Origin of the sequence: Saccharothrix sp. S26 (assembly GCF_021390395.1) — a bacterium.
In the GTDB taxonomy this organism is placed as follows: domain Bacteria; phylum Actinomycetota; class Actinomycetes; order Mycobacteriales; family Pseudonocardiaceae; genus Actinosynnema.
The window spans coordinates 168,053-191,581 of sequence record NZ_JAJUWT010000011.1; the positions used below are offsets into that span (position 1 = coordinate 168,053).

At 72.5% G+C, this 23,529-nt stretch carries 26 protein-coding genes and 1 pseudogene; 10 read left to right on the top strand and 17 right to left on the bottom strand.

Translation table 11 applies throughout. The annotated features are described in order from the left end of the window. Positions 1-336: 336 nt before the first annotated feature. Positions 337-1,512 carry a VWA domain-containing protein gene (locus LZG04_RS19465; RefSeq protein WP_233818989.1) on the top strand — a complete coding sequence of 392 codons (1,176 nt, stop codon included), beginning with the start codon at positions 337-339 and terminating at the stop codon, positions 1,510-1,512. A gap of 1 nt (position 1,513) precedes the next feature. On the opposite strand, the gene LZG04_RS19470 is transcribed toward LZG04_RS19465, so the two are convergent. Then, a complete protein-coding gene (locus LZG04_RS19470; protein WP_233818991.1) occupies positions 1,514-1,978 on the bottom strand; it encodes a hypothetical protein in 465 nt (154 codons plus the stop codon). Between the two features lie 60 nt (positions 1,979-2,038). Further along, a complete protein-coding gene (locus tag LZG04_RS19475) occupies positions 2,039-2,506 on the bottom strand; it encodes a hypothetical protein (RefSeq protein WP_233818993.1) in 468 nt (155 codons plus the stop codon). A gap of 156 nt (positions 2,507-2,662) precedes the next feature. Between LZG04_RS19475 and LZG04_RS19480 the strand changes: the two genes are divergently transcribed. From LZG04_RS19480 to LZG04_RS19490, 3 genes are all read left to right on the top strand, one after another. After that, positions 2,663-3,421, top strand: a complete 759-nt coding sequence (locus LZG04_RS19480) for a DUF2470 domain-containing protein (RefSeq protein ID WP_233818995.1) — start codon at positions 2,663-2,665, stop codon at positions 3,419-3,421. Between the two features lie 9 nt (positions 3,422-3,430). Next, positions 3,431-4,189 (top strand): CPBP family intramembrane glutamic endopeptidase, encoded by a 759-nt coding sequence (locus LZG04_RS19485; RefSeq protein ID WP_233818997.1) that lies wholly within the window; start codon positions 3,431-3,433, stop codon positions 4,187-4,189. A 97-nt stretch (positions 4,190-4,286) separates the two neighbouring features. Continuing rightward, complete coding sequence (locus LZG04_RS19490) at positions 4,287-5,510, top strand: prolyl oligopeptidase family serine peptidase (protein WP_233818999.1); 1,224 nt, start codon at positions 4,287-4,289, stop codon at positions 5,508-5,510. Between the two features lie 9 nt (positions 5,511-5,519). Here LZG04_RS19490 and LZG04_RS19495 read toward each other — a convergent pair whose 3' ends face one another. Further along, positions 5,520-7,571 carry a TCP-1/cpn60 chaperonin family protein gene (locus LZG04_RS19495; protein WP_233819001.1) on the bottom strand — a complete coding sequence of 684 codons (2,052 nt, stop codon included), beginning with the start codon at positions 7,569-7,571 and terminating at the stop codon, positions 5,520-5,522. 1 nt (position 7,572) lies between these two features. Next, positions 7,573-7,932 (bottom strand): hypothetical protein, encoded by a 360-nt coding sequence (locus LZG04_RS19500; RefSeq protein ID WP_233819003.1) that lies wholly within the window; start codon positions 7,930-7,932, stop codon positions 7,573-7,575. 199 nt (positions 7,933-8,131) lie between these two features. Between LZG04_RS19500 and LZG04_RS19505 the strand changes: the two genes are divergently transcribed. Together LZG04_RS19505 and LZG04_RS19510 are read left to right on the top strand one after the other, a co-directional pair. Beyond that, positions 8,132-9,379, top strand: a complete 1,248-nt coding sequence (locus tag LZG04_RS19505; RefSeq protein WP_233819005.1) for an arginine deiminase — start codon at positions 8,132-8,134, stop codon at positions 9,377-9,379. Between the two features lie 106 nt (positions 9,380-9,485). Next, complete coding sequence (locus tag LZG04_RS19510; protein WP_233819007.1) at positions 9,486-10,046, top strand: ferritin; 561 nt, start codon at positions 9,486-9,488, stop codon at positions 10,044-10,046. 62 nt (positions 10,047-10,108) lie between these two features. On the opposite strand, the gene LZG04_RS19515 is transcribed toward LZG04_RS19510, so the two are convergent. The 7 genes from LZG04_RS19515 to LZG04_RS19545 all read right to left on the bottom strand — a co-directional run bounded on the left by LZG04_RS19515 (position 10,109) and on the right by LZG04_RS19545 (position 14,651). After that, positions 10,109-10,594, bottom strand: a complete 486-nt coding sequence (locus tag LZG04_RS19515) for a hypothetical protein (RefSeq protein ID WP_233819010.1) — start codon at positions 10,592-10,594, stop codon at positions 10,109-10,111. Between the two features lie 35 nt (positions 10,595-10,629). Further along, positions 10,630-11,244 (bottom strand): hypothetical protein, encoded by a 615-nt coding sequence (locus LZG04_RS19520; RefSeq protein ID WP_233819011.1) that lies wholly within the window; start codon positions 11,242-11,244, stop codon positions 10,630-10,632. Then, positions 11,241-11,990, bottom strand: a complete 750-nt coding sequence (locus LZG04_RS19525) for a hypothetical protein (RefSeq protein WP_233819013.1) — start codon at positions 11,988-11,990, stop codon at positions 11,241-11,243. The genes LZG04_RS19520 and LZG04_RS19525 overlap by 4 nt, the downstream gene beginning before the upstream one ends. Next, on the bottom strand, positions 11,987-12,508 hold the full coding sequence (locus LZG04_RS19530; RefSeq protein ID WP_308199182.1) for a SigE family RNA polymerase sigma factor: 522 nt from the start codon (positions 12,506-12,508) through the stop codon (positions 11,987-11,989). Before LZG04_RS19530 ends, LZG04_RS19525 begins: the two co-directional genes overlap by 4 nt. A gap of 85 nt (positions 12,509-12,593) precedes the next feature. After that, positions 12,594-12,917, bottom strand: a complete 324-nt coding sequence (locus LZG04_RS19535; RefSeq protein WP_233819015.1) for a DUF952 domain-containing protein — start codon at positions 12,915-12,917, stop codon at positions 12,594-12,596. 61 nt (positions 12,918-12,978) lie between these two features. Next, positions 12,979-13,926, bottom strand: coding sequence for a DUF5926 family protein (locus LZG04_RS19540; RefSeq protein WP_233819017.1), 948 nt, complete (start codon positions 13,924-13,926; stop codon positions 12,979-12,981). A 17-nt stretch (positions 13,927-13,943) separates the two neighbouring features. Then, positions 13,944-14,651: a glycerophosphodiester phosphodiesterase family protein gene (locus LZG04_RS19545; RefSeq protein WP_233819018.1), complete on the bottom strand. Its 708-nt coding sequence runs from the start codon at positions 14,649-14,651 to the stop codon at positions 13,944-13,946. A gap of 92 nt (positions 14,652-14,743) precedes the next feature. On the opposite strand from LZG04_RS19545, the gene LZG04_RS19550 reads away from it, so the two are divergent. Continuing rightward, the gene (locus LZG04_RS19550) at positions 14,744-15,976 is read left to right on the top strand and encodes a cytochrome P450 (RefSeq protein WP_233819020.1); all 1,233 of its coding nucleotides are present in this window, start codon (positions 14,744-14,746) and stop codon (positions 15,974-15,976) included. A gap of 117 nt (positions 15,977-16,093) precedes the next feature. Here the strand turns inward: LZG04_RS19550 and LZG04_RS19555 are convergent, their stop codons facing one another. After that, positions 16,094-17,110 carry a glycerophosphodiester phosphodiesterase gene (locus tag LZG04_RS19555; protein WP_233819022.1) on the bottom strand — a complete coding sequence of 339 codons (1,017 nt, stop codon included), beginning with the start codon at positions 17,108-17,110 and terminating at the stop codon, positions 16,094-16,096. Between the two features lie 317 nt (positions 17,111-17,427). Here LZG04_RS19555 and LZG04_RS19560 point away from each other — a divergent pair, with 317 nt between their 5' ends. The 3 genes from LZG04_RS19560 to LZG04_RS19570 are packed head-to-tail and all read left to right on the top strand — an operon-like array spanning position 17,428 to position 20,309. Further along, entirely contained in the window at positions 17,428-17,613 is a 186-nt protein-coding gene (locus LZG04_RS19560; protein WP_374202837.1) for a hypothetical protein, read from the top strand. Beyond that, the gene (locus tag LZG04_RS19565) at positions 17,600-18,196 is read left to right on the top strand and encodes a DUF6879 family protein (RefSeq protein ID WP_233819026.1); all 597 of its coding nucleotides are present in this window, start codon (positions 17,600-17,602) and stop codon (positions 18,194-18,196) included. Before LZG04_RS19560 ends, LZG04_RS19565 begins: the two co-directional genes overlap by 14 nt. Further along, complete coding sequence (locus tag LZG04_RS19570; protein ID WP_233819028.1) at positions 18,177-20,309, top strand: tetratricopeptide repeat protein; 2,133 nt, start codon at positions 18,177-18,179, stop codon at positions 20,307-20,309. Before LZG04_RS19565 ends, LZG04_RS19570 begins: the two co-directional genes overlap by 20 nt. On the opposite strand, the gene LZG04_RS19575 is transcribed toward LZG04_RS19570, so the two are convergent. The 5 genes and pseudogenes from LZG04_RS19575 to LZG04_RS19595 all read right to left on the bottom strand — a co-directional run bounded on the left by LZG04_RS19575 (position 20,310) and on the right by LZG04_RS19595 (position 23,448). Continuing rightward, positions 20,310-20,525, bottom strand: coding sequence for a DUF397 domain-containing protein (locus tag LZG04_RS19575; protein WP_233819030.1), 216 nt, complete (start codon positions 20,523-20,525; stop codon positions 20,310-20,312). 8 nt (positions 20,526-20,533) lie between these two features. Next, positions 20,534-21,481, bottom strand: coding sequence for a helix-turn-helix domain-containing protein (locus tag LZG04_RS19580; protein ID WP_374202838.1), 948 nt, complete (start codon positions 21,479-21,481; stop codon positions 20,534-20,536). Positions 21,482-21,605: 124 nt separating this feature from the next. Beyond that, positions 21,606-22,118: pseudogene (locus LZG04_RS19585) on the bottom strand (hypothetical protein); the annotation flags it as partial. Positions 22,119-22,202: 84 nt separating this feature from the next. Continuing rightward, positions 22,203-23,108, bottom strand: coding sequence for a DUF4328 domain-containing protein (locus LZG04_RS19590; protein WP_233819035.1), 906 nt, complete (start codon positions 23,106-23,108; stop codon positions 22,203-22,205). A 1-nt stretch (position 23,109) separates the two neighbouring features. Beyond that, entirely contained in the window at positions 23,110-23,448 is a 339-nt protein-coding gene (locus LZG04_RS19595; protein WP_233819037.1) for a rhodanese-like domain-containing protein, read from the bottom strand. Positions 23,449-23,529: the final 81 nt, after the last annotated feature.

Below are 23,529 nucleotides of genomic sequence, written 5' to 3' on the forward strand. Positions count from 1 at the left end.
GCTCGCGGTGGTCCGGCCAGCGGAGGCACGGCCAGCGCGGAGGCGGTCGGCGGCACGACTGGCGGCGGCACGACTGGCGGATGGGGGCGCTGGTGCGGCCCGCGGGGTGCGGTCGGCGGCCGGGTGCGGTCGGCGGCCGGGGGTGGCTCGGGGCAGGGGCGGCGAGGGGCCGGTGGTCCTGAGGGCTGGGTCGGGGCGGGGTGGGCACGGGGGTGGTTGGTCGGGGCTCCTCATGTTTTAACCGAGGGGCGGTAACGGTGTTTCCGTACATTGTCGGGCGATGATCACCCGATGGTGTGACAGAGGGCCTCGGGTGGCCGGGACGGTGGTGGTCGGGTGTCGCAGCAGGACAACGCGGTTGAGAGGCAGCGGCGGTGGCGGTTGTTGTTGGGGGCGGCGGCCGGTGATCTTGGGGGGCTCGGGGAGGACGATCAGCGGCGGGATGCGGCGTTGACCGGGTTGTACGGCGGTGGGGAGCCGGCGGAGGCCGGTGGCAAGCGGAGTGCGGGGTTGGGTGGGTCGTCGCCGGTGTTGCACCGGTGGTTGGGGGATGTCCGCACGTACTTCCCCAGTTCCGTGGTGCAGGTGATGCAGAAGGACGCCGTGGAGCGGTTGGGGTTGCGGCAGTTGTTGTTGGAGCCGGAGTTGTTGTCGAGCGTCGAGCCGGACGTGAGCCTGGTCGGGACGTTGGTCTCGCTGTCGAGCGCCATCCCCGAACGCACCCGGGAGACCGCGCGGGCCGTGGTGCGCAAGGTGGTGGAGGACATCGAGCGCAAGCTGGCCGACCGCCTGCTCGCCGCCGTGCACGGCGCGATCGACCGCTCCCGCCGCACCAGCCGCCCCCGCCTGTCCGATGTGGACTGGCACCGCACGATCCGCAGGAACCTGCGCCACTACCAGCCCGACCAGGGCACGGTGGTCGTGCAGGATCTCGTCGGCCACAGCCGGCGCAGCCGCCAGGCTTCGCTGCGGGACGTGATCCTGCTGGTCGACCAGTCCGGGTCGATGGCGGAGTCGGTCGTCTACTCCGCGGTGCTGGGCGCGTCGTTGGCGTCCCTCAAGGCCGTGGACACGAAGCTGGTCGTCTTCGACACCGAGGTGGTCGACCTGACCGAGCAGCTCAAGGACCCGGTGGACCTGCTGTTCTCCACGCAGTTGGGTGGCGGCACGGACATCAACCGCGCCGTCGCCTACGGCCAGTCGCTGGTGCGCCGCCCCACGGACACGGTGATGGTGCTGATCAGCGACCTGTACGAGGGGGGTGTGGCGCGGGAGTTGCAGCGGCGGGTGCGGGAGTTGGTGCAGAGCGGGGTGACGGTGGTGGTGCTGCTGGCGTTGTCCGACAGCGGCACGCCCGCGTACGACCACGAGCTGGCCGCGAAGCTGTCGGACCTGGGGGCGCCCGCGTTCGCCTGCACGCCGGACCGGTTCCCCGACCTGCTGGCGACGGCGTTGCGCCGGGAGGACGTGGCGGCCTGGGCGGAGCAGAGCGGCATCCCGGTGGGCCGCTGACTCACCGGATGACGACGCGGCCGAGGGTGAGGAACGGCGCGCCGCGGGTCAGCACGGCGGCCCGGCCGTTCGGGTCGGGTCCGGCGAGCCACACGCGGCCGCCGCGGCGGATGTTCTCGCGGGCCCGTTCGGGGATCTCGGCCAGGCGCAGGAACGTCCGGTCGGAGCTGTCGGTCTCGAGGTACGCCTGCCGTCCGACGCGGGTGCGACCGGGCACGAAGTGCACCGAGACGGCGTGCCGGGGGTAGGTGTCGAGCAGCCGGCGCAGGGCGCGCCGGGAGAAGAAGTGACGCAGTCCGGGCACGGCGAACTCGACGCACAGCGGCGTGAGCAGGAACACCCAGCGGGAGCCGGTCCACTCGGACACGACCCACACGGTCAGGAAGGCGAGCACCGCCAGCCCGATGAACCCGACCGCGCGGCGATCCGCACTGGTCAGGCACTTGTCCACCCAAGCCTCGCCCACCACTGCTCCCAGGAAACCAGATGTCCGCCCCCGGGGTAACCGAATAGGTGGTCGGCAAACTCAGCGGCGCACGACCTTGGCGGGGAACAGCTTGGGCACGCCGCGGAACGTGACCACGGTGTTGCCCGTGCGGTCGGGTGCGACGACCCACGCGCGCCGGTGCCGGTTGATCCGGCCGCGGGCCAGGGGTCCGGCGCTGACGTCGAGCACGAGCGGTCGGGGTCCGTGCACGACGAGCAGCCCGGCGCTCCAGTGGACGCGGACGTGGACCCAGGCGTGGTCGCCGAGCAGTTCGGTGCGCGGTGGCCGGCGGGTGAGCCCGTAGCCGAGGACGAGCACGGAGAACAGCAGCAGCGCGGCCGGCAGGGCGGTGTCCACGGCGAACACGAGGATGAGCGCGAGTTGCAGCACGAACGCGACCGCGCCGACGACGACCCAGCCGAACGCCCGCCGGCCGGCGATCTCGAGGCAGTACCGGGTCCACCGGTCGTCGAGGGCCGGGCCGAGGGTGGAGGGCTTGTTCGGCACGGGCACGAGCCACCTCCGCCGGTGGAGCCGGAGATCATGCCAAGGTTACGGCGGTGGCGGGTCGGCCGAATCGGCCAACCGGACGGCTCAGCCGGTCGTGGGACTTCCGCCACCGGGCCCATCAAGTTAGGCTGCCCTAAGTTGGGAGGTGAGCGGGTGAACGAGACACGTCGACCGCCTGCACCGCACGCGGCGGAGCGGGCCCGCACGATCGCCGCCCGGGGTGGGCGCGCGGCCCTGTTGCCGTCCGACGGCGCGGACAGCCGGATCACGCCGGTGCTGCACCACGTCCACCCGCACGGCGTCGCGACGATCGTGCTGCCCGACGAGCACCCGCTGGTCGAGGCGGCCCGCCGGGGTGAGCTGACCGCGATGCTGGAGCTGGCCGACCAGGCTCCCGTGCCGTTGCGCGAGCCGGTCCGGGGCTTGCTGTGGATCACGGGTTGGCTGCGGGCGCTCAGCGTCGAGGAGGCCCGTGAGGCGGGTCTCGAGATCGCGGAGACGCGGCCGGACCCGCGGTTGCTCGACCTCGGGCACGGCGCGTCGGCGTTGCGGCTCTCGCCCGCTTCGCTGGTGGTGGCCGACGCGGAGGGCACCACGTCGTTGCGGCCGGAGCTGTTCGCGCAGGCGGAGCCGGACCCGTTCGCCGCGCACGAGGACCACTGGCTGCGTCACCTGGAGCTGTCGCACCGGGACGTGGTGGGCCAGTTGGCGCAACACCTGCCGGAGGAGCTGCGGGGCGGTCACGTGCGGCCGCTGGGGTTGGACCGGTTCGGTTTGCGGCTGCGGGTGGAGATGGCGGACTCCGACCACGACGTGCGGATCGCGTTCTCCCGGCCGGTGGGCACGGCGCAGGAGCTGGCCGTGGAGCTGCGTCGCCTGATGGGGTGCCCGTTCCTGGCGCAACGCCGTTAACGTACGCGGGTGGACGAAGACCTCCGGACGCGCCGCGGCCATCGGCTGGAACTGCTGCTCGTCTTCGCCGTGACGCTCGGGTTGTCCGGTGCGCGCAGCCTGGTGCGGCTGCTGGACAGCCTGCTGCAACCCGTGCCGCTCAACGAGCAGAAGGTCGCGATCAACGTCCCGCAGGCGCGGTTCGACCTGCTGGACTTCGTCGCGCAGTTGCTGAGCGTGGCGCAGTTGGCCGCGTGGGGCGGTTTGGGTTTGTACCTGCTGTGGCAGGGCGGGATCAAGCTGAAGGCGCTGGGCCTGGACCGCACCCGGATCGGGCCGGACGCGCTGGGCAGCCTCGGGCTGGCCGCCGTGATCGGCATCCCGGGGCTGGTGTTCTACCTGGTCGCGTGGAACCTGGGGCTGAACCTGGCCGTGCTGCCGTCCACGTTGGACTCCTCGTGGTGGCGCGCGGTGGTGCTCGTGCTGTCCGCGATCGGCAACGCGTGGGCGGAGGAGGTGCTGGTGGTCGGGTACTTCATCACCCGGCTGCGGCAGCTCGGGTGGCGCGAGAACACGGCGTTGCTGGCCAGCGCGGTGCTGCGCGGCTCCTACCACCTGTACCAGGGGTTCGGCGGGTTCGTCGGCAACGTGGTGATGGGGTTGGTGTTCGGGAAGGTGTGGCAGCGCACCAACCGGCTGTGGGTGCTGGTCGTGGCGCACGCGCTGCTCGACGTGGTGGCGTTCGTCGGCTACACGGTGTTGCGCGGGCACGTGTCCTGGTTGCCCTGAGTCCTTCGCGGGGCCTACCCGACGATCATCCGGCGGGTGGACGCGTGCCGACCGCCGCGGGCGACAGCATCGGGTGATCCGACGAAGGGGGATCTCCATGATGCGCACCACGGCGTTGGTCGTCGCGGCCATCGCCGCTCTGGGCTCGGCGGCACCGGCCGCCGCCGGCACGGGCGTGCCGATCACCATGCCGGAGCCGAGCGGGCACCACGCCGTCGGCACGGTGGACCTGCACCTGGTGGACCGGCGGCCGGACCCGTGGCGGCCGGCGGACCGGCGCGAGGTGATGGTCACCGTCACCTATCCCGCGCACCGGTCCGACGCCGCACGCGCGCCGTGGATGTCCTCGGGGGTGGCGGCGGCCGTCGACGTGGAGGCGGCGAAGCCGGAGCAGCTGGGCGTGCCGTCCGGGTCGGTGGACTGGGGTTCGGCGCGGCGGCACGCCCGGACCGGCGCGCCCGTGCTCGGCCGGTGGCCGGTCGTGCTGTTCTCGCCCGGTTTCGGGTCGCCGCGGGAGCTGAACGCGGGCATCACCGACGACCTGGCCGGCCGCGGGTACGTGGTGGTGTCGTTGTCGCACACGCACGAGTCGCTGGCGGTGGAGTTCCCCGGCGGGCGGGTGGTGCTGCCGTCGGTCGACCCGGGCGACCCCGCCCTGGTCACGACCGCGTTGGAGGCGCGGGTGGCCGACACGCGGTTCGTGCTCGACGAGCTGGAGCGGGTCGCGCGCGGCCACAACCCGGACGCGGAAGGCGACCCGTTGCCGCGCGGGTTGGGGCGGGCGCTGGACCTGTCGCGGGTCGGCGTGTTCGGCCACTCCTACGGCGGGTTCACCGCGGGCGAGGCGATGGTGCGCGACCGGCGGTTCGACGCCGGGATCAACGTGGACGGGGCCATGGCGCACGGGACCGGGCCGGGCGAGGTCGTGACGCGCGGGTTGGACCGGCCGTTCATGCTGGTCGGCGCGGACTTCCTGGACCCGGCGACCGGCACGTGGACCGAGCACTCGCACCGGACGCCCGAGTTCGACCCCACGTGGGCGCAGTTCTGGTCCAACCAGCGGGGTTGGAAGCGGGACCTGCACTTCGACCGGGGCACCCACTACGGCTTCACCGACCTCCAGTTCGCCGTGCCGCAGATGGGTGGCGTGATCACGCCGGACAAGCGGCGGGAGGTCGTGGGCGAGATCGACGCCACCCGGTCGTTGGCCGCGCAGCACGACTACTTCGCCGCGTTCTTCGACCTGCACCTGAAGGGGCGTGACGGCGGCCTGTTCCGGGGTGACTCGCCGCGGCACCCCGACGTGCGGTTCATCGGGTGAGGCCGGCGGTCAGCCGACCAGCAGGAAGCGGGCGGCGGTCCGGGCGGCTGCGGTGACCGCGGTGCGGGCGACGCCGGCCGAGTCCAGCGGGGTCGGGTCGAGGTCGGCGACGGGCACGGCGGCGTTGTCGGCGATCCGCTGAGCCGGTTCGGCGAGGGCGGCGGCGAAGGCGCGCCACCCGGCGACCTCCTCGGGGGTGCCGGTGGCGTGCCGGGCCAGGAGGGCTCCCAGCTCGGCCAGGCCCACGCCGCCGCCCCGGATCACGCCCTCGCCGGCCGCGCTGCGGACGGCGCGCACGGCGCGTTCGACGATCGGCGCGGTCGCGGCGGGGGCGCGGATCACGGCGGCCGCCTCACCACCTCGGGACCGGCTGCCGTGGACGAAGGTCTCGCGGGAGGTGGCCACGACCTTCTCGGCCTGCCCCAACGACCGCGGGGTCGTGGTCTGGAGGAAGTCCGCGTCGAGGACCGTGCCGCCGACCGTCTCCTGGAGCTCGGTCAGCCGCCGCTGGTCGGCCACCACCGCCACGACCGGCTTGCGCGACCGCGCCAACACGGCGAGGGCGTCGTGCGGCAACGCCTCGCACACCACGAACAAGCCGACGCCGAGGAGTTCCCCGAGCACCTTCCCGACCGCGGTGGACAGGGGTCCGCTCACCAGCAGGACGCGCGGCTGCTCCAAGACCGCCTCGTCACGGGCCGGGTCGGTCACGAACACGCTGGAGGCGTACCCGCTGTCGAACCGCAGCCCTCGGCGGAGGTCGAAGTCGAGCCCGAAGCCCCGACCCTCTTCCACCAGCACGGGCCCGCGCGGCCCGGTGACCGCGACCACCCGTTCGACCACCGAGCCGACCTCGGCGTCACCCGACGCCGCCGTCGCCACCACGCCGACGTCGCCGTCCGCCAACGGCCGCGCCACCTCGTCCGCGATCAGCTCGACCGCGCGGTCGGCGGCGGCCGTGACGCCGCGCATCAGCCGCACCGGGTTGTGCCCGTCCCGCATCGCGTCGACCAGCCCGCCGATCGCGCCGCGGGCCACCGCCACCGCCGACGCGGCCCCGTCGCCCGCTTCCCGCCGCACCCGGGCCACCAGGTCGCGCACGTACTCCGCGCCGAGCCAGTCGCGCGGGTCGTCCGGCTGGAACGCGGCCGCGATCGCCGACGCGTCGGACAGCTCCACCGGCCGCCGGTCCACGAACACCACGGCCCGCCGCCCCATCGGGCCCAACGTCGCGCACACCGGCTCGGCGGCCGCCCGGAAGCCCCGCGCGACCAGCCACTGCCCGGACGTGTACGAGGCTTTGCCCCGCGGCCGGCGTCCCGCGTTCGGGCCTGCCCGCGCGATCCGCAACGGCTGCGACGAGCCGTGCGCGAAGTACTGCGGCGTCTGGTCCGGCCGGCGTGCCCGCACCTCGCCCCGCGCGTACTTGAACAGCTCGTCCGCGTCGACCCACCCGTCGCCGTCCAGATCGGCGGCCCCACTGGTCAGGCCCTCGATCAGCACGTCGGTGAACAGCGACGCGACCGGCGCGTCCAGCGACAGCGAGTCCTGCTCGAACGCGTACTCGTAGGCGTTGGACGCGGTCATCACCACGTAGCCCGCGCCGACCTCCTCGTCCAGCACGTTCGTCCCGGCCGCCTTGAACCCCTCCGCGAACGCGCCGCTGAAGCAGCAGTCCAGCAGCAGGATCCGGCCGGACGCCCGGCAGTCCTCCAGTTGCTCGTTGAGGAACGAGCGGGGGATCGCGGTGCCGGCGGGCCGGTCCTGCTCGGTGTTCGACGCGGCGAAGTACAGCCGCCGCGCGGCCGTGGTCAGGCCGTGGCACGAGAAGTACAGCAGCACCAGGTCGTCGGCTTCACGCGGCGCGAGCACGTCCTCCACGGCGCGGCGGATCTCCTGGTCGGTCCGGTCGCGCAGCACCTGGACCGAGGTGAAGCCGCCGACGTCGGGGTCCTCCAGCACGGCGGCGAGCCGGTCCACCTCCTGCTCCGGCGCGCGCAGCCGGCTCAGCCGGACGTCCTCGTACCGACCGGTGGCGACCAGCAGGGCGTGCCGGCCCACCTCACCCCTCGCCCTCGCGCTCGCGCAGCCACGCCTCCAGCAGCGCCTTCTGCGAGCGGGCGTCCACGCCCTCGACGGTGATCTCGTCGTCGCCGTCCTTGATCGTCACCTTGCGGGCGCTGCCGCGCTGCACGAACGACGTGACGACGGACGCGACGGCGGCGGCCACCGCGGCGGGCAGCGCGCCGTTGAGCACGAGTTCGGCCAGGGTCGCGCCGGCTCCGCTCTTCGCGCCGTCCGGCGACTCGGCGGGCGCGGGCCGCGCGTCGACCTTCGCGCCCCTGACCAGCTCTTGCAGCAACTGGCTCGTCGCCGAGGCGGCTTGGCCCGGCGCGTCGATGAACAAGCGGAAGTCCGCCACTGATCCTCCCCGGTAGAACACGATCATCCCGCAACCAGGCCCTCGGACCGGTAGTCCACGTCACAACGCAACGTTCTTCGGGTCAACCCCGCGATTTGCACAACGAATCGCCATTACGAGGGCGTCATATGATCGAGCTTCGCCGGTACAGGCCACTCTGAGCTGCTGATCCGACCGACCTGGGGTTACCCTCGGGGACGTGACTGCGCACATCGCCCAGACCGCGTCCACCGACGGCGAGCCGGCACCCGCGCCGCGCGTCGACAGCGAAGTCGGCCCCCTGCGCACGGTGCTGCTGCACCGGCCCGGGGCCGAGCTCAAACGGCTCACCCCGCGCAACAACGACCAGTTGCTGTTCGACGGCGTGCCGTGGGTCGACCGGGCCCAGGAGGAGCACGACGCGTTCGCCGAGCTGCTGCGCGGGCGCGGCGTCGAGGTGCTGCTGCTGGCCGACCTGCTGGTCGACGCGCTGCACGACGACCGGGCCCGGATCGCGGGCATCCACAGCGCGGTCAACGAGCGACGGTTGGGCATCGACCTGGCCGACGCGCTGCGCTCGCACCTGGCGTCGATCAGCCCGGACCAGCTGGCCACCGCGTTGATGACCGGCATGACGTTCGAGGAGCTGCCCGCCGCGGAGGGCGCGTCGCTGGTGCGCAAGATGCACCACCCGATCGACTTCGCGGTCGACCCGCTGCCGAACCTGCTGTTCACCCGCGACTCGTCGGTGTGGGTGGGCGACCGGGTCGCGATCACGTCGCTGGCGCTGCCCGCGCGCGACCGGGAGACCGCGCTGACGGACCTGATCTACGCCTACCACCCGCGGTTCCGCAAGACCGGCCGCGCCTACGGGGCGCACTCCGCGCCGGTCGAGGGCGGTGACGTGCTGCTGCTCGCGCCGGGCGTGCTGGCGATCGGCGTCGGCGAGCGGACCACGCCGGCGGGCGCGGAGTCGTTCGCCCGGTCCGCGCTGGCCGACGGCCTGGCCCACACCGTGCTGGCGGTGCCGATCACGCAGGAGCGGGCGACCATGCACTTGGACACGGTGTGCACGATGGTCGACCGGGACGCCGTGGTGATGTACCCGGCGGTGCGGGACAACCTGTTCGCCTTCCCCGTGCGGTCCGACGGCGCGGGCGGCGTCGTGGTGGACGACCGGCGGCCGTTCCTGGACGCGGCGGCCGAGGCGATGGGCATCGAGAAGCTGCGCGTGATCGACACCGGGCTCGACCCGGTGACCGCCGAACGCGAGCAGTGGGACGACGGGAACAACACGCTGGCCGTCGGGCCGGGCCTCGTCGTGGCTTACGAGCGGAACGTGGAGACGAACGCGCGCCTGGAGGACGCGGGCGTCGAGGTGATCCGGATCAGCGGCTCCGAGCTGGGCTCCGGCCGGGGCGGGCCGCGCTGCATGTCGTGCCCGATCGACCGCGCGCCACTGGTCTGAACGAATGCCGGAAAGGGTTGCCTAAGCTTTCTTCGGCAACCCTTTCCTTACCTTCGTAAGCCTTACCTGCAATGCATTAAAGCGCACTTCCGGTTATTCTGCTGACATGGCTGTCAACTTGAAGAAGATTTCCGCCGCGCGTTCCTCGAAGTTCCACGGCCTGCTTCAGGAGCAGGTGCGCAACGAGTTCACGGCCTCGCAGCAGTACGTGGCCATCGCGGTCTGGTTCGACGCCAACGACCTGCCGCGCCTCGCGTCGCACTTCTACAAGCAGGCGCTGGAAGAGCGCAACCACGCGATGATGATCGTGCAGTACCTGATGGACAACGGACTGCCGGTGTCCATTCCCGGGGTGGACGACGTGCGCAACGACTTCACCGCGCCGCGGGAGCCGGTCGCGCTCGCGCTGGAGCAGGAGAAGAACGTCACCGAGCAGATCGTGGCGCTGGCCAAGACGGCCCGCGACGAGGGCGACTACATCGGCGAGCAGTTCCTCCAGTGGTTCCTGAAGGAGCAGGTGGAGGAGGTCGCGTCGATGAGCACGCTGCTCACCGTGATCGACCGCGCCGACGGCAACCTGTTCCACGTGGAGAACTTCCTGACCCGCGAGTCCGTGGGCGAGGAGGCCGACGGCGGCGCGCCCAGGGCCGCGGGCGGCGCCCTGTAGGAACCCACCGACGACAGCGGACGACGCCCGTCACCTCCCCGGTGGCGGGCGTCGCGGCGTGGTCAGGTCAGGCAGCCCCGGTCGGCCCGGACCAGGCCGATGCCGGTGAGCGTGTCGCCCGCGTTCTCGAAGAAGAACTTGTACCCGGTCTCGGCGTCCAGCGGCCGGACGAAGCCGTGCGGGTACTGCTCCACGCCGGGGTAGACCTCGTGCATGCGCGTCCGCGAGTCGCCGATGCGCAGCCCCTCGGGCGTGCGGGCGTCCGCGTCGACCCGGATCTCCACCGCCACGCCGTCCTGGAGGCCGACCCAGCCGCGCACGGCCTTCAGCTCCCGGATCACGCAGGAGAACTCCGGCGTGGTCACGTCGCCGCCGATCTCGCCGGTGGCCTCCAGCTCGGCCGACGTCATGCCCAGCCGCACCGCCCCGACGCCGCGCGAGTCGAGCACGGCCGTGCCACCCGCCCCGGACGTCGCGGTGACGTCCCGGGCGGGCGGCTCGCAGGCGGTGAGCAGGAGGAGAACCGCCAGCACGACCAGCTGCCTCATCGGTCCATCCTCCGCTCGGACCTACCCGCGGCGCATCAGCTGAAGCATGCCTGACCCCGGCGGGTCAGCGAGGTGCTGCCCCGGAACGTGTACCTCACGTCGTCGCTCACCCACACCCGGAAGGCGGCCACCACACCGCCGCCGTTCTCCCAGGGCTCACCGGCCGGGTACGTCCGGGCCAGCCGCGCGTCGGCGGGACCGATGTCGACCGGCAGCCCCTCGGCGGTCACCGCGCCGTACTCCACCAGGATCGCCATCAGGCCCTTGCCGTCCTGGATCCACGCGGAGCCGTTGCCGGACTTCAGCGGGTACATGTCGCACTCCGCGCTCATCCGCGTCGTCGGCTCCCCGACCAGGCCGGTCGCCAGGAGCTGCTCGCGGGTCATGCCGAGCTTGATCACACCGAGCCCGTCGTGGCCGAGCACCGGCGTCGTGTCCACCACCACGGTCTCCTCCACGGTGCTGGTCACCGTGGACCGCACCGTGACGGTGCTCGGCGCGGCGGCCGACGTGCTCGACGGCACGGTGGTCGAAGCCGCCGCGGTCGTCGTCGGCACCGCGGACGACGCCGTACCGATCGACGCGTCCTGCGCCGTGCAGGCCATCATCGCCACACCCGCCAGTGCCAGCACCACGCCCATGACCTTCATCGCTGTTCCCCCTGTTGTGCGCAGTCGGCGGTCAGCCGCTGCATCCGGATCTCGACCACCCGCTCCGCGTCCAGCACGAACACGTACTGCCAGCCGACGTCCCCCGTCATGGCCACGCTGAAGCGGTCCCCCCCGTAACCCAGCTCCCCGGCCGGGTACTTCTCCCGCACCTCGGCCAGCGGCGCGCCGACCCCGATGCCCGCCGACGTCCTGCCACCCGCCGGCAGCTTGATCCGCACGACGCCCCGCCCCCGCGCCACCAGCACGGCGTTCACCGTGCCCGGATCACTCGTCCAGGTGAACGCGGCGCACTCGCCGCCCGCCGCCCGCGTCACCAGGCCGGTGCCGGCCACCTCCTGCTCGGTCATGCCGAACTTCACCGGCCCGTAGCCCAGGTCCGGCCGCGACGGCCCCTTGGTCACCGTCACCGTGACCGTCTCCACCACGGTGTGCGGCGGCACCTCCACGGTCGTCCCCCCGGACGCCGCGACGGTGGTCGACGTGGTCGTGGTGGTGGTCAGCGGCACGGCGGGGTCCACGGGCGGCAGGCTCAACGAGCCGCTCAACGCGGTCACGCCCCACCCGCTCGCCACCAGCGCGACCGCCGTGGCCACGCCCACCACCGCGGTCCGCCGGCGACGCACCCGGCGCGCACCCGCCACGACCACCTCGGTCGCGTCCGGCCTCACGGCCAGGTCCAGCCGGTCGTCCCGCAGCAACCGGCCCAGTTCCTCCTCGATGTTCACCCCGACTCCCCCAGTCGTGCGCGCAAGGTCGCCATGGCCTTGCTGTTCTGGCTCTTGACCGTGCCCGCGGACACGCCGAGCGCGTGGGCGATCTCGGCCTCGGACAGGCCGTCGTAGAAGCGCAGCACCACCACGGCCCGCTGACGCGGCGGCAGCGCGCGCAACGCCTGCCACAGCGGCTCGTGCTCCAGCCGGTCCTGGCCCACCGCGGCGACCGCGTCCGGGAACTCCGCCACCAGGTCCTCGCGCCGCCGACGCCGCCACCGGCTGGTGTTGGCGTTCGCCATGGACCGCCGCACGTACGCCAGGGGCTCGCCCTTGCGCAGCACCCCCGACCACCGCGCGCCGACCTTCTCCAGCACCGACTGCACCAGGTCGCCCGCGTCGTGCGGGTTGCCGGTCAACGCGTGCCCGTAGCGCACCAGCCCCGGCAACGACATCCGCACGAACTCGGCGAAGTCGGCCGTCGTCCCCCCGCCACGATCGGTGGCCCTCTCCCCCGGCAAGACCGCGGTCACCTCGAAACCCCCTCCGGCGGTGGCCCCTCAGCCACCGTCGGAGAGGACACGCTCGAAAGGGGGTGTCGGTTGCCTCAGACCGAGGTCACAAAACGGGCAGCGGCCGGAACGCGCCGTCGGCGTCCGGGGTGAACTCGTGCACGGCCACCACCGCGTCGGCCGGGATCGGCCCGTAGACGTGCGGGAACCACGGGCCGTCCTCGGTCTCGCCCGGCTCCCACAGCACGGGCAGGCCCTCGGGGTCGACCACGAGCAGCACGAGGTCGTGCCGGTCGCGGTACAGGCGGTTGGCGGGCAGGTGCACCGTGCCCGGGTCCGAGCAGTGCACGAAACCGTCCAGGTCGAGCGGGATCGCGCCCTCCTCGCGGGCACGCCGCCAGTCCGCCTTCGTGCTGATCCGCAGGATCACGCCGACTCCTCACTTGTCCACAGGAACCTGTGGACAAAGCTGGGGATACCTGTGGACAGGTTCAGCGCAGGGTGATCTGCCTGCCCCGCAGCCCGTCGCGCGACCGCCGCTCCGACTCGGTGAGCGGTTCGGCGTCGAGGCTGCTCAGGGCGTCCTGCAAACGCTTGCCCAACGCCTCCGCGCCCGGTGCCCACTCGCTGGAGTGCAGCTCGCGGTCGAGGTCCCAGACGGGGACGAGCAGGCCGTGCGCGCGGAACGACCCGGCGTACCGGGAACCCTCGCCCAGGTCCAGCTCGCCGCGCACGGACAGCCGGGCGAGCGCCGCGAGCAGCGCCTCCTCCGGCTCGGGGCGGACCCACCGCAGGTGCGCCTTGTCGCCCGCGTCGACCCAGTAGGCGGCCGTGACGCCCGGCGCGTCGAGGCGCTCGGTGGGCAGGATGGCGGCGTTCGCGCGCTCCAGGGACAGGGCGACCTCGCCGGCGGGCTCGTTGTCCGGCGGCAGCCACCACGCGAAGTCGGCGTGCAGCTCGGGGCTCAGCGTGGCGTCGGGGTCGAGCAGGTCCTGAAGCCGGCCGGGGTTCGAGCCGTCGTCCGGGCCGACGACCGCGAGCGCGTCACCGGTCTTGGCGGCCCGCGCCCACTGCACGGCGCGGGCCAGGTCGCGGCTGAGGTCGCCGGACCGGGTCTGCACCTGGAGGCCGACGAACGCGGTGCCGTCCGCGCGGACCAGGCCCGCCGCCGCCATCGGCAGCACGGTCGCCAGCACGACCTCGCGGCCGGAGTCGTCCTTGAGCGGCAGCTTCACCGTGGCCGAGGGCACGAACTCGCGCAGCGCGATCAGCTCCGCCTCGGCGGCCAGGCCCTGGAACGGCCGGGGGACGATCACGTCCGCCGCGCCGCCCGCCGAACCGTGGCACGCCTTGTAGCGCTTGCCGGAGCCGCACGGGCACGGCTGCCGCGGGTTGACGCCGTCCGCCGGCTTGGTCTTCACGGCCGTCCGCTTCGCCACCGCGCGCCTCCTCGTCCTCAGGGCTGGTCGGGCGTCAAGTTATCCGCAAGGAGCTCGCGCGTCTCCTCCGGGTTGTTGGTGGCGAGGAACCGGACACCGCGCTCGCGGCACAACGCGATGTCCGCCGGGTCGTCGACCGTCCACACGTAGGCGTCACGTCCCCTGCCCGGGTGACGTCTGAGCAGGTGAACGCCGGGTCCGGCGTAGTCGGCGAAGTGGGGTTTGACCTTCGGCCACAGGCGGTCGTAGAGCAGCACCGTCGGCACCTCGGGCCTGAGCTGCTTGAACCGGTGCACGGCCAGGACGGAGAACGACATCATCACCACGTCGACCCGGTGGCGGCCCAGCCGCTCGGCGAGCCTGCGCTCGACCAGCCCGCCGTGCCGGACGGGGTGCTTGGTCTCGACGAACAGCCGCTTGCCGTGGTCGGCGGCCAGCGACAGCAGCACGTCCAGCGTGAGCACCTCGGCGGGCTCGCCGCCGTGCCAACTGCCGAAGTCGTGGCGGCGCAGCTCGGCCAGGGTCAGGGCGCTGACGACGCCCGTGCCGCCGCTCGTGCGGTCGATCGTGCGGTCGTGCACGCAGACGAGGTGCTCGTCCTTGGTGAGCCGGACGTCGCACTCCAGGCCGTCCGCGCCCTGCCGCAGGGCCAGCTCGTAGGCGGCGAGGGTGTGCTCGGGGCGGCGGGTGGACGCGCCGCGGTGGGCGACGACTTCAGGTGACACGACAGGGATGCTCCTGGTGGAGCACGCAAGGGGTCAACTCGACTACTCCATGTCACAGCTCGCTGAACGTTTGCCACAACAACCACACTCCGATGGACGCGAGGCGGGCTCAAGACCTACCGTCCGTCACCGTGGCACCCTTCGACCAGCACGATCCCGCGTTCATCGCCGATCCGTACCCGGCGTTCGCCGCGATGCGCGCGGAGGGCGGGGTCCACTGGCACGAGGAGATGGGCGTCGCGGTCGCGGTGTCGCACGCGGCGGCCTCGGCCGTGCTCCGGCACCGGTCGCTGGGCCGCATCTGGACCGACGCGAAGCCGGTGGAGGCGTTCACGTCGTTCAACCTGCTGCACCGCAACTCGCTGCTGGAGAACGAGCCGCCCACGCACAGCAGGCTGCGCAGGCTGGTGGCCGCCGCGTTCGGTCGCGGTCACGTGGAGCGGCTGCGGCCGTGGATCGCGGACCTGGCCGACCGGCTGGTGGACGAGCTGGTGGCCAAGATCGGCTCCGAGGGCCAGGCGGACCTGCTGTCGCACGTGGCCGCGCCCCTGCCGGTCGAGGTGATCGCCGAGCTGCTGGGCGTGCCCGCCCGGGACCGCGCGCTGCTGCAACCGTGGTCGAACGCCATCGTGAAGATGTACGAGTACGACCTGGCCGCGGACAAGCGGGCGGCGGCCGAGCACGCGGCCACCGAGTTCGTCGCCTACCTGCGGGACCTGGTCGCGCTGCGGCGCACGTCACCCGGTGACGACCTGGTGTCCGACCTGGTGGCGGTCACCGACACCGACGGCGCGAAGCTGACCGAGGACGAGCTGGTGGCGACCGCCGTGCTGCTGCTCATGGCGGGGCACGAGGCCACCGTCAACGTCATCGGCAACGGCGTCCAAGCGCTGATGAACCACCCGCACGAGTGGCGTCGCCTGGTGGACGACCACGCCCTGCTGCCGACGGCGGTGGAGGAGCTGATCCGCTACGACTCGCCGTTGCAGCTGTTCGAGCGCACCGCCACCGAGCCCGTCACCATCGCCGGCCACCTGGTCGAGCCGGGCCGGAAGATCGCCGCCCTGCTCGGCGCGGCCGCCCGCGACCCCGAGGTCTTCGCCGACCCGGACACGTTCGACATCACCCGCAACCCGAACCCGCACCTGGGCTTCGGCATGGGCATCCACTACTGCCTGGGCGCCCCACTGGCCCGCATCGAGGTCCAGGCCGCCCTGTCCGCCCTGGCCCGCAAGCTGCCGACCGCCACCCTGGCCGCCCAACCCCGCCGCCGCGCCGAATTCGTCATCCGCGGCCTGCACGACCTGCCGCTCACGGCGGGGTGATCCGGTGCACGGCGTGCCACGGCGGTAGCCGCGCGCGACCTGGGGGTGCGGCCCCCTGAGCCGATCGCACTCGACGTCCACGGGCGCGACCCGCTTCCCACGAGCGCCGCCGGCCGGTCAGCGCTTGAGCGTGTGCTGCTTCGGGAGCTTGAAGCCGCGCTCGGCCATCACCGCGCGCAGGCGGTCCGGGTAGTCGGTGATGATGCCGTCCACGCCGTCGTCGATCAGCTTGTGCATGGTCGCCGGGTCGTTCACCGTCCACGGGACGACCTTCAGGCCGTACGCGTGCGCCTCGTCCACCAGGGCTTTCGTGGTGAACGGGACGTAGTTCGGGTCGCCCACCCGGCCGTTCTGCGGGTTGCCGTGCACCGGGGAGAGGGCCGACGCGCCGAAGCTCTTCACCGCCTCGACCACGCTGCCGCCGAAGTCGGCCAGGTCCAGGCCGCCCGTCCACGGCGAGCCGGGGCGCAGGAACTCCGGCTGGGTCAGCGCGACCAGCGGCAGGCGCGGCTCGGCCTCGCGCCACAGCATCAGCGTGCCCCAGTCGAAGGACTGGATGGTGACGTTGCGGTGGAAGCCGGACTTGCGGATCTCGCGGGCCGTGACCTCCACGAACTGCTCACGCGGGGCGGTCTCGTGCGGGGCGGCGGCCTCGACCTTGGTCTCGATGTTGAACTTGACGTCGAACGCGCGGTAGCGGCGGGCCAGGGCGAAGACCTCGGCCAGGGTCGGCATCCGCGCGCCCGGCGACAGCTCCTGGTCCGGGTACTGCGCCCACCGCCGCGAACCGCAGTCCAGCGTGCGGACCTGCGCGAAGGTCAGGTCCTTGACGTACTTGCCCGCGTACGGGAACGCCGGGTCGCCGGGGAAGGCCGGCGCGGTGTCGACGCACTTGGCCGGGTTCGTCTTGCGGTCGTGGGTGACGACCTCGCGGCCGTCCTTGGTGATCTGCACGTCCAGCTCCAGCGTCGTGACGCCCACTTCGAGCGCCTTGCCGAACGCCGCCAAGGTGCTCTCGACCGTGAGCCCGATCCCGCCCCGGTGGGCTTGGAGGTCGAACTTCCGGCCGCCGCCGGCGTTGGCCACGCCGGAGGTCAACAGGGTCAGGACCAGTGCCGCCGCGAGTGCCCGCATGCGACCCACCCTGGCACGCGGACGTCGCGGGAACGCGAAGCACGGGAGTCCGGACGGTGAACACCGGACCGCGCCGCGGTTCACCGTAAAGCGTGATCACCGCCCATTCCAGTCGAGATCACGTGGTATTTTCCCTCTCCGGACAACCACGCAGCGTCATCCCGACACTCTTTCGGGGAAAGTTTCCCACGCTAATGGAATAGCGATCTCCCCACTTCTGCGGATATCCACGGAAGTACCCGTTCAGCGCTGGAGCCTTAACAGAACGGGTGGGTACGGTGTGACTCCCAGGTTATCCGAAGGGGGTTCGAGTGGAAATGATCCGATTGGCGGGTGACTGCCAGAACGACGACTGCCCCACCGTGTACGCCACCGATCGCGGCACCATCGCCGTCCAGGGCCTCATCGTGACCGACCCCGGCCAAGTCCGCCTCTCACCGGGCGAGGCGTTGGTCGAGATCTCGGTCGACTTGTTGCGGGAGGCCGCTCGTGCGGCCGGGTGAGCCCCACCTGCGCTCGGGCGGGAACTGGCTGGCGGGCGACGATTGGGCGCGCGTGTGGCGCGAGTTCACCACGTCGGCGTTCAGGCTGGAGACGCTGCCCGAGTACCGGGTCGCCGGCGAGAACGGACTCCTGGAGCGCTTCCGGTCCGGCCTGCCGATGCCCAGCGGGTTCAACTCGGCCTGGCACGAGCGCCTGCGCTCCTACCGCAGTTCCGGCCGCGCTGTGCAACGCGTCCGGGTCGTGACGCGACCGCCGACCGATTACCAGCGCAGCCAGTTCGAATGGGGTTACCCCGGCAATTCCTCGGCCGGCGAGGACATCCGGGTTCTGGACCAGGACGACGACGTGGTGCGGGAACTGCCCGCGCAGGACTTCTGGCTCTTCGACGACCGGGTGGTCGTCCTCATGCACTACCAGGACGGCCTGCAGATCGGTCGTGAACTGCTCGCGGACACCGATCCCGCGGACTACGTGCGTTACAAAGAATTGGCCATGGCGCACAGCACGCCATTCCACCGATATCTGCGACGCGAAAGCGGTGGCTTCGTCAGGACCGACGAAGATGGTCGAACAGCGACCTGAGGGCACGAGCAACGAGGTCTCCGGTCCGGTGGCCGCCGTGGTGCAGGCCGGGACCGTTCACGGCGGCATCACCGTCCACCGGTCCGGTGACGGCGGCCCCGCCTCCCTGCGCCAACTGCCGATGGCCCCGGCGAAATTCGTCAACCGGGAGGCCCAGCTCGCCTCGCTCGACGCCCTCGTGGCCGGCCGGCCGGCCGAAGGCGTCGGGACGGTGGTGCTGACCGCGGTCGCCGGCGCGCCGGGGATCGGCAAGACGTCGTTGGCGCTGCACTGGGCGCACCGCGTCCGGCACCGCTTCCCGGACGGCGACCTCTACCTGAACCTGCGGGGTTACGGGGCCGCTCCGCCGTTGACCGCGTTCCAGGGCGTCGAGTTCTTCCTGCACGCGTTGGGCGTGCCGGCCGAGCGCGTGCCGGCGGACCTCGACTCCGCCGCTGCCCTCTACCGCTCCCTGCTCGACGGCAAGCGGGTGCTGATCCTGATCGACAACGCGGTCAGCGCCGCTCAGACCCGACCCCTGCTGCCCGCCTCGCCGACCTGCATGACGGTCATCACGAGCCGCAGCCGGCTGTCCAGTCTCATCGCCGTGGAGGGAGCTGAACCGGTCGTGTTGGACGTGCTGACGCCGGCCGAGTCGTTGGAGATGCTGCGCCGCCTGGTCGACGCCCGCCGGGTGGACGCCGAACCCGAGGCGGCCGGACGGATCGCCCGGTGGTGCAGCCACCTGCCGCTCGCGCTGCGGATCGTCGCCGAACGCCTGATCGAGCAGGAGTACCTGTCCCTCGCCGACCTCGCCGACGAGCTGGCGGACGAGTACCGCAGGCTGGACGCCCTGGCGTCGGACGACGAGCTCGCCGACGTGCGAACGGTCTTCTCGTGGTCCTACCACCGCTTGCCGCCCGACGCGGCACGGCTGTTCCGGCTGCTCGGCCTGCACGCCGGCGCCGACTTCGGCACGGCCGCCGCGGCTGCCCTCACCGGTTCCCACCCGGCCCCGGTGCGCCGCCTGCTCGGCTTGCTGACCACCGCGAACCTCCTCCAGCAGACGGCCACCGACCGCTGGCGGCTGCACGACCTCCTGCGCACCTACGCCGCGGACCGCGCGGTGGCGGACGAGACCGGGGCCGAACGGCGTCACGCCGTCCGCCGGAGCCTGCGCTGGTACTTCCTGTCGGCCGCGAACGCCCGCCGGGCGTTCCTCCCCGACCTGGTCCTCGACGTCGCCGCCGCCGACCCGGCCGACGAGGTCACCCCGCTCGTGTTCGACGACGCCGACGCCGCGCTGCGGTGGTTCGAAGCGGAGCGGTTCAACCTGCTCGACGCCCTCGACCAGGCGTCCGCGCTCGGGCACCACGACGTCGCCGCCACGATGCCGAAGGCGATGGCGGGCTTCTTCGAGGTCCGCGCCTACTGGTCGGACTACCGCAACGTCTACGCCACGGGCCTGCGGTCGGCGAAGGAGATCGGCTCGGCCCCGTGGACCGTGGCCAACCTCGTCGGGCTCGGGGACGCCCACCACATCCTGGGTGAGTCGGACCAGGCGTTGGCGCACTACCGGGAAGCCGCCGACCTGGCGGGGCGGATCGGCAACGGTCGCGCCGAGGGCTTCGCGATGCGCGGGATCGGGCTGGTGCAGGAGAAGGCCGGGCGGTTCGAGGTCGCCGCCGAGCACTACCGACGTGCGCTGGTCACGCTGCGACGCGCCGGCGCACGGCGCGGCGAGGGCATGTGCCTGCTCAGCCTCGGCGACTGCCACCGCGCCATGGCCAGGTTCGGGGAGGCGATCGACTACGGGAGGCAGGCGTCGGCGGTGTTCCGGGAGACCGACGACCGGCTGTCCGTGGGACTGGCGCTCAACTCCCTCGGGCTCTCGCACCTGGGAGCGGGCGAGTACGCGGAAGCGCTGGCGTGCCACCGGGAAGCGCTGTCGGTGTTCCGCCGGTTCGACCACCCGCACAAGGAGGCGTTGAGCCTGCTCAACCTCGGGGACGTGCTGGCGGCGCTGGGTGATGCGGCGGACGCCCGCAGGCAGTGGTCCGAAGCCCTGGTGCTGCTGGAGCGCGTCGGCGCGCCGGAGGTCGAGGTGGCACGCGCGCGTCTGGGGACGAGCTGATCAGGCGGTGCCCCGCGACGAGTCGACGGCGCGCAGGAACGAGGACCACCCGACGGCGGGGAACGCCAGCGTTGCGGCGTCGGGGTTCTTCGAGTCCCGCACGGCCACGGCCGGTCCCGCGAACGCCACCTCGACGCAGTTGGTGTTGCTCGCCCCACCACTACGGCTGCTCTTCCGCCACACGGCACCCGAAAGGTCCACAGTGGACACAGCCATCGCCTCTTTCACTCGGCCAGGACCCGTCCGATCAGGGTGATCGACTCCTGCGGGCTCAGCGCTTGGGAAGTCAAGTGATCGAACTCGAGTTTAGCTTCCCGGAGCCCCCGCTCGTCCTCGATGTGCACCGCCCCCGCCATGTGCTCGATGAACAGGACCGGTGACTCGTCGTCCTCGAAACCGAGGATGGCGAAACCCCCGACCATGCCGGCGTGCGCGCCCCTGCCGTCGGCCAGCACGCGGAGGGTGATGTTCGGCTGTTCGGCCATGTCGAGCAGGTGCTGTCGCTGCTCGCGCATGACGCCCGGCCCACCGACCTCCTTGCGCAGCGCCGCTTCGTCGATGATCGCGTGCAGTCGCAGCGGGTCGGGACCGGTCAGCCGCTCCTGGCGGATCTGGCGGACGCGGATGTCGTTCTCCAGCCATCGTCTGGTGCGCGGCAGTCGGTGCGCCTCGAACAACGCCCGCATGTACCCGACCGTCTGGAGCAGGCCCGGGATCACCAACAAGGCGAGTTCGCAGACTTCGGCCGCCTCGGTCTCGACGTCGATGTAGCCCTGGTTCTCGATGCCGTAGGTGGTCCACCAGCCGGGTTCGCGGGCGCGCAGGGCCTGGTCGATGAGGTCGGGGTCGTACTGGTCGTAGAGGTCCATCATCGACTTGGCGAGGTGGACGTCGAGGATCGTCTCCCCGTTCTCCAGCCGGTGCAGCGTGGACTTGCTGCGGTAGAGGGCCTTGGCGGCTTCTTCGAGGGTCAGCTTGGCTTGCGTCCGCATCCGGGCGAGCTTGCGCCCCAGCCGACGGCGGCGGAACGGTGGCGGGGTGGGCACAGGGCAGCATGATCCGGTGGGACGCGCGGATGCGGGATTCCCGCTGTGCTTCACCGCATCGGGCGGATCTCCCGGCCGCACAGTGGTCGTCGTGGAAGCGAACCTTTTCAGCCTGGTGGACGCCACCGACCGCAACCGGGTCTTCGCCTGGGGCATGGAGATCGCGGACGTCGACCGGACGGACGCGATCGTCTACCGGCGCGACCCCGAGACCGGCAGGACGTTCATCGGCCAGCACTCGTCCGCCGAGTCAGCCCTCAACCGGTACGGCAGGCGCGTCCCCCTCGCGCTGGTCTGGGAGTACGAGGAGCTGCTGGAGGCGTTCGGCGTCGGCCGGCACGTCGATGGCGACGACCCGGCCGCCCGTGACGGTGAACGCCATGACCGACAGCGGCCGCCCCTCGGCCGCCACGACGACCCCGGCCACGCCGTTGACCAGGGCAGGACGGGCGAGCGGGAGCAGCCGTCCGAAGGTGACCGCCTGGCCGGCCACGGTGCGCGCGCCGGGGAGCGTGACGGGGAAGCGTGAACCCGCGCCCGCGTCCGAGCGCAGCACGACGTCCGGGTCGAGCACGGCCACCAGGGCGTCGAGGTCGCCGTCGCGGGCGGCGGCGAAGAACCCGTCCACGACCTCCCGCTGACGGGCCGGGTCGGGGTCCGGGGTTCTCCACCTCGGAGGTGTCGGCGCGGTGTAGCGCAGCCAGGCGTCCTGCACGACGTCGTCGGCCTCGGTGAGCGAGCCGAGCATCCGGTACGCCACCGCGCGGGCGAGAACCTGTCGGGTCCGGGGTCGTCACGGGCACGCGGACCTGGGAGGACTTCCTGGCCGAACGGGTGGCCGGTCCGGCTAGCGGGGCGAGCCCGAAGGGCGGATCGGGCGCAGGACGGGGGTGGGCGCGTCCTTGACGTCCACCACCCTCATCCGGCGGATCGCGGCCGCGTCCACCGGCAGCAGGAGCGCGGTGATGCGGCGGACGACCACCGCCGTCACGATCGCCACGGCGGCGGCCAGCAGGTCGGCCACCGCGTGCAGCAGCACGCCGTCCGCCATCGCCTGCACGCTGGAGCGGAAACCCCAGGCGACGGTGAAGGCGGCGAACACCGCGGCGAACGCCCACAGGCCCCACCACCAGCGCAGCAGCTTCGACGGCGCGGGGCGGGCGGTGGCCGGCCCGCGCAGGGCGGCGTGCTCCAGCTCCGCCAGCACCGAGCCGGGGACGACCAGGTTCACGCCGGGGACGACGAGGCCGATCAGCACCTCGCGGTCGGACCGCGACGGGCCGTAGCCCGCCTCCGCGGCGGCGGCGTTGCGGGCGCGGCGCAGCCACAGCAGCGTGAAGACGAGCGCGAGCGCGGACGCCACGACCATCACCACCGACGACGACACGACCATCGCGTCGGACACGCCCACCGTGGTCCCCGACAACGCCCCGTAGCGGCTGAGCAGCAACAACACGTAACGCCACAGCTCGCTGCCCGCCGCCCACAGCGAGGTCAACGCGGCCAGGCCCAGCGCGTGCGACGCGGTGCGCGCCGCCCGCTGCGCCTGGTCGATCGAGTCGGCGGGCCGGTCGTCGTCCGTGGCCACGGAGGTCGGCCAGCGCCACGCCAGCAGCGGGAAGCCCCAGCGCGGGGGCACCGGGTACGACGGCGGGCCGGTGTAGGCCCGGCGCGGCGCGCCCTGGCGACGGTGCGGGTAGGCGCCGGGTGGCGGGGTCGCCACCCAGTCCACGCGCAGCGGTCGCAACGCCATGTCAGATGACCTCGGGCTCCGCGCCGTCGACCTCACCGACCAGCGGGCGGCCGGTCGCGGCCCACACCTGCATGCCGCCGTCGACGTTGGTCGCGTCCCAGCCGTTGGCGTTGAGGTACTGGGTGACCCGCGCGGAACGGCCGCCGGCGCGGCACACGACGTAGAACTCGGAGTCGCCCGGCAGCTCATCGAGCCTCTGCGCCAGCTCGCTCATCGGGATGTGCAGCGCGCCGGGGGCGTGCCCGGCCGCCCACTCGTCGGCCTCGCGCACGTCGAGCAGCACCTTGCCCTCCGGCAGCTCGGCCGGCACCTCGGACACTTCAACGCTGGGAACGGTCACGCGACCATGCTGCCACGGCCGTCATAAGCCGGGGATAAGGAGCACGCCGGTCGCCTTCCCCGATGGGATGACGACCGGCGT

Bases quoted from the DNA above. Each gene is read 5' to 3' on its own strand.
- LZG04_RS19490 (WP_233818999.1), top strand. From the start codon at position 4,287: ATGATGCGCACCACGGCGTTGGTCGTCGCGGCCATCGCCGCTCTGGGC.
- LZG04_RS19510 (WP_233819007.1), top strand. From the start codon at position 9,486: ATGGCTGTCAACTTGAAGAAGATTTCCGCCGCGCGTTCCTCGAAGTTC.
- LZG04_RS19515 (WP_233819010.1), bottom strand. From the start codon at position 10,594: ATGAGGCAGCTGGTCGTGCTGGCGGTTCTCCTCCTGCTCACCGCCTGC.
- LZG04_RS19520 (WP_233819011.1), bottom strand. From the start codon at position 11,244: ATGAAGGTCATGGGCGTGGTGCTGGCACTGGCGGGTGTGGCGATGATG.
- LZG04_RS19550 (WP_233819020.1), top strand. From the start codon at position 14,744: ATGGACGCGAGGCGGGCTCAAGACCTACCGTCCGTCACCGTGGCACCC.
- LZG04_RS19555 (WP_233819022.1), bottom strand. From the start codon at position 17,110: ATGCGGGCACTCGCGGCGGCACTGGTCCTGACCCTGTTGACCTCCGGC.
- LZG04_RS19560 (WP_374202837.1), top strand. From the start codon at position 17,428: ATGATCCGATTGGCGGGTGACTGCCAGAACGACGACTGCCCCACCGTG.
- LZG04_RS19570 (WP_233819028.1), top strand. From the start codon at position 18,177: ATGGTCGAACAGCGACCTGAGGGCACGAGCAACGAGGTCTCCGGTCCG.
- LZG04_RS19575 (WP_233819030.1), bottom strand. From the start codon at position 20,525: ATGGCTGTGTCCACTGTGGACCTTTCGGGTGCCGTGTGGCGGAAGAGC.
- LZG04_RS19590 (WP_233819035.1), bottom strand. From the start codon at position 23,108: ATGGCGTTGCGACCGCTGCGCGTGGACTGGGTGGCGACCCCGCCACCC.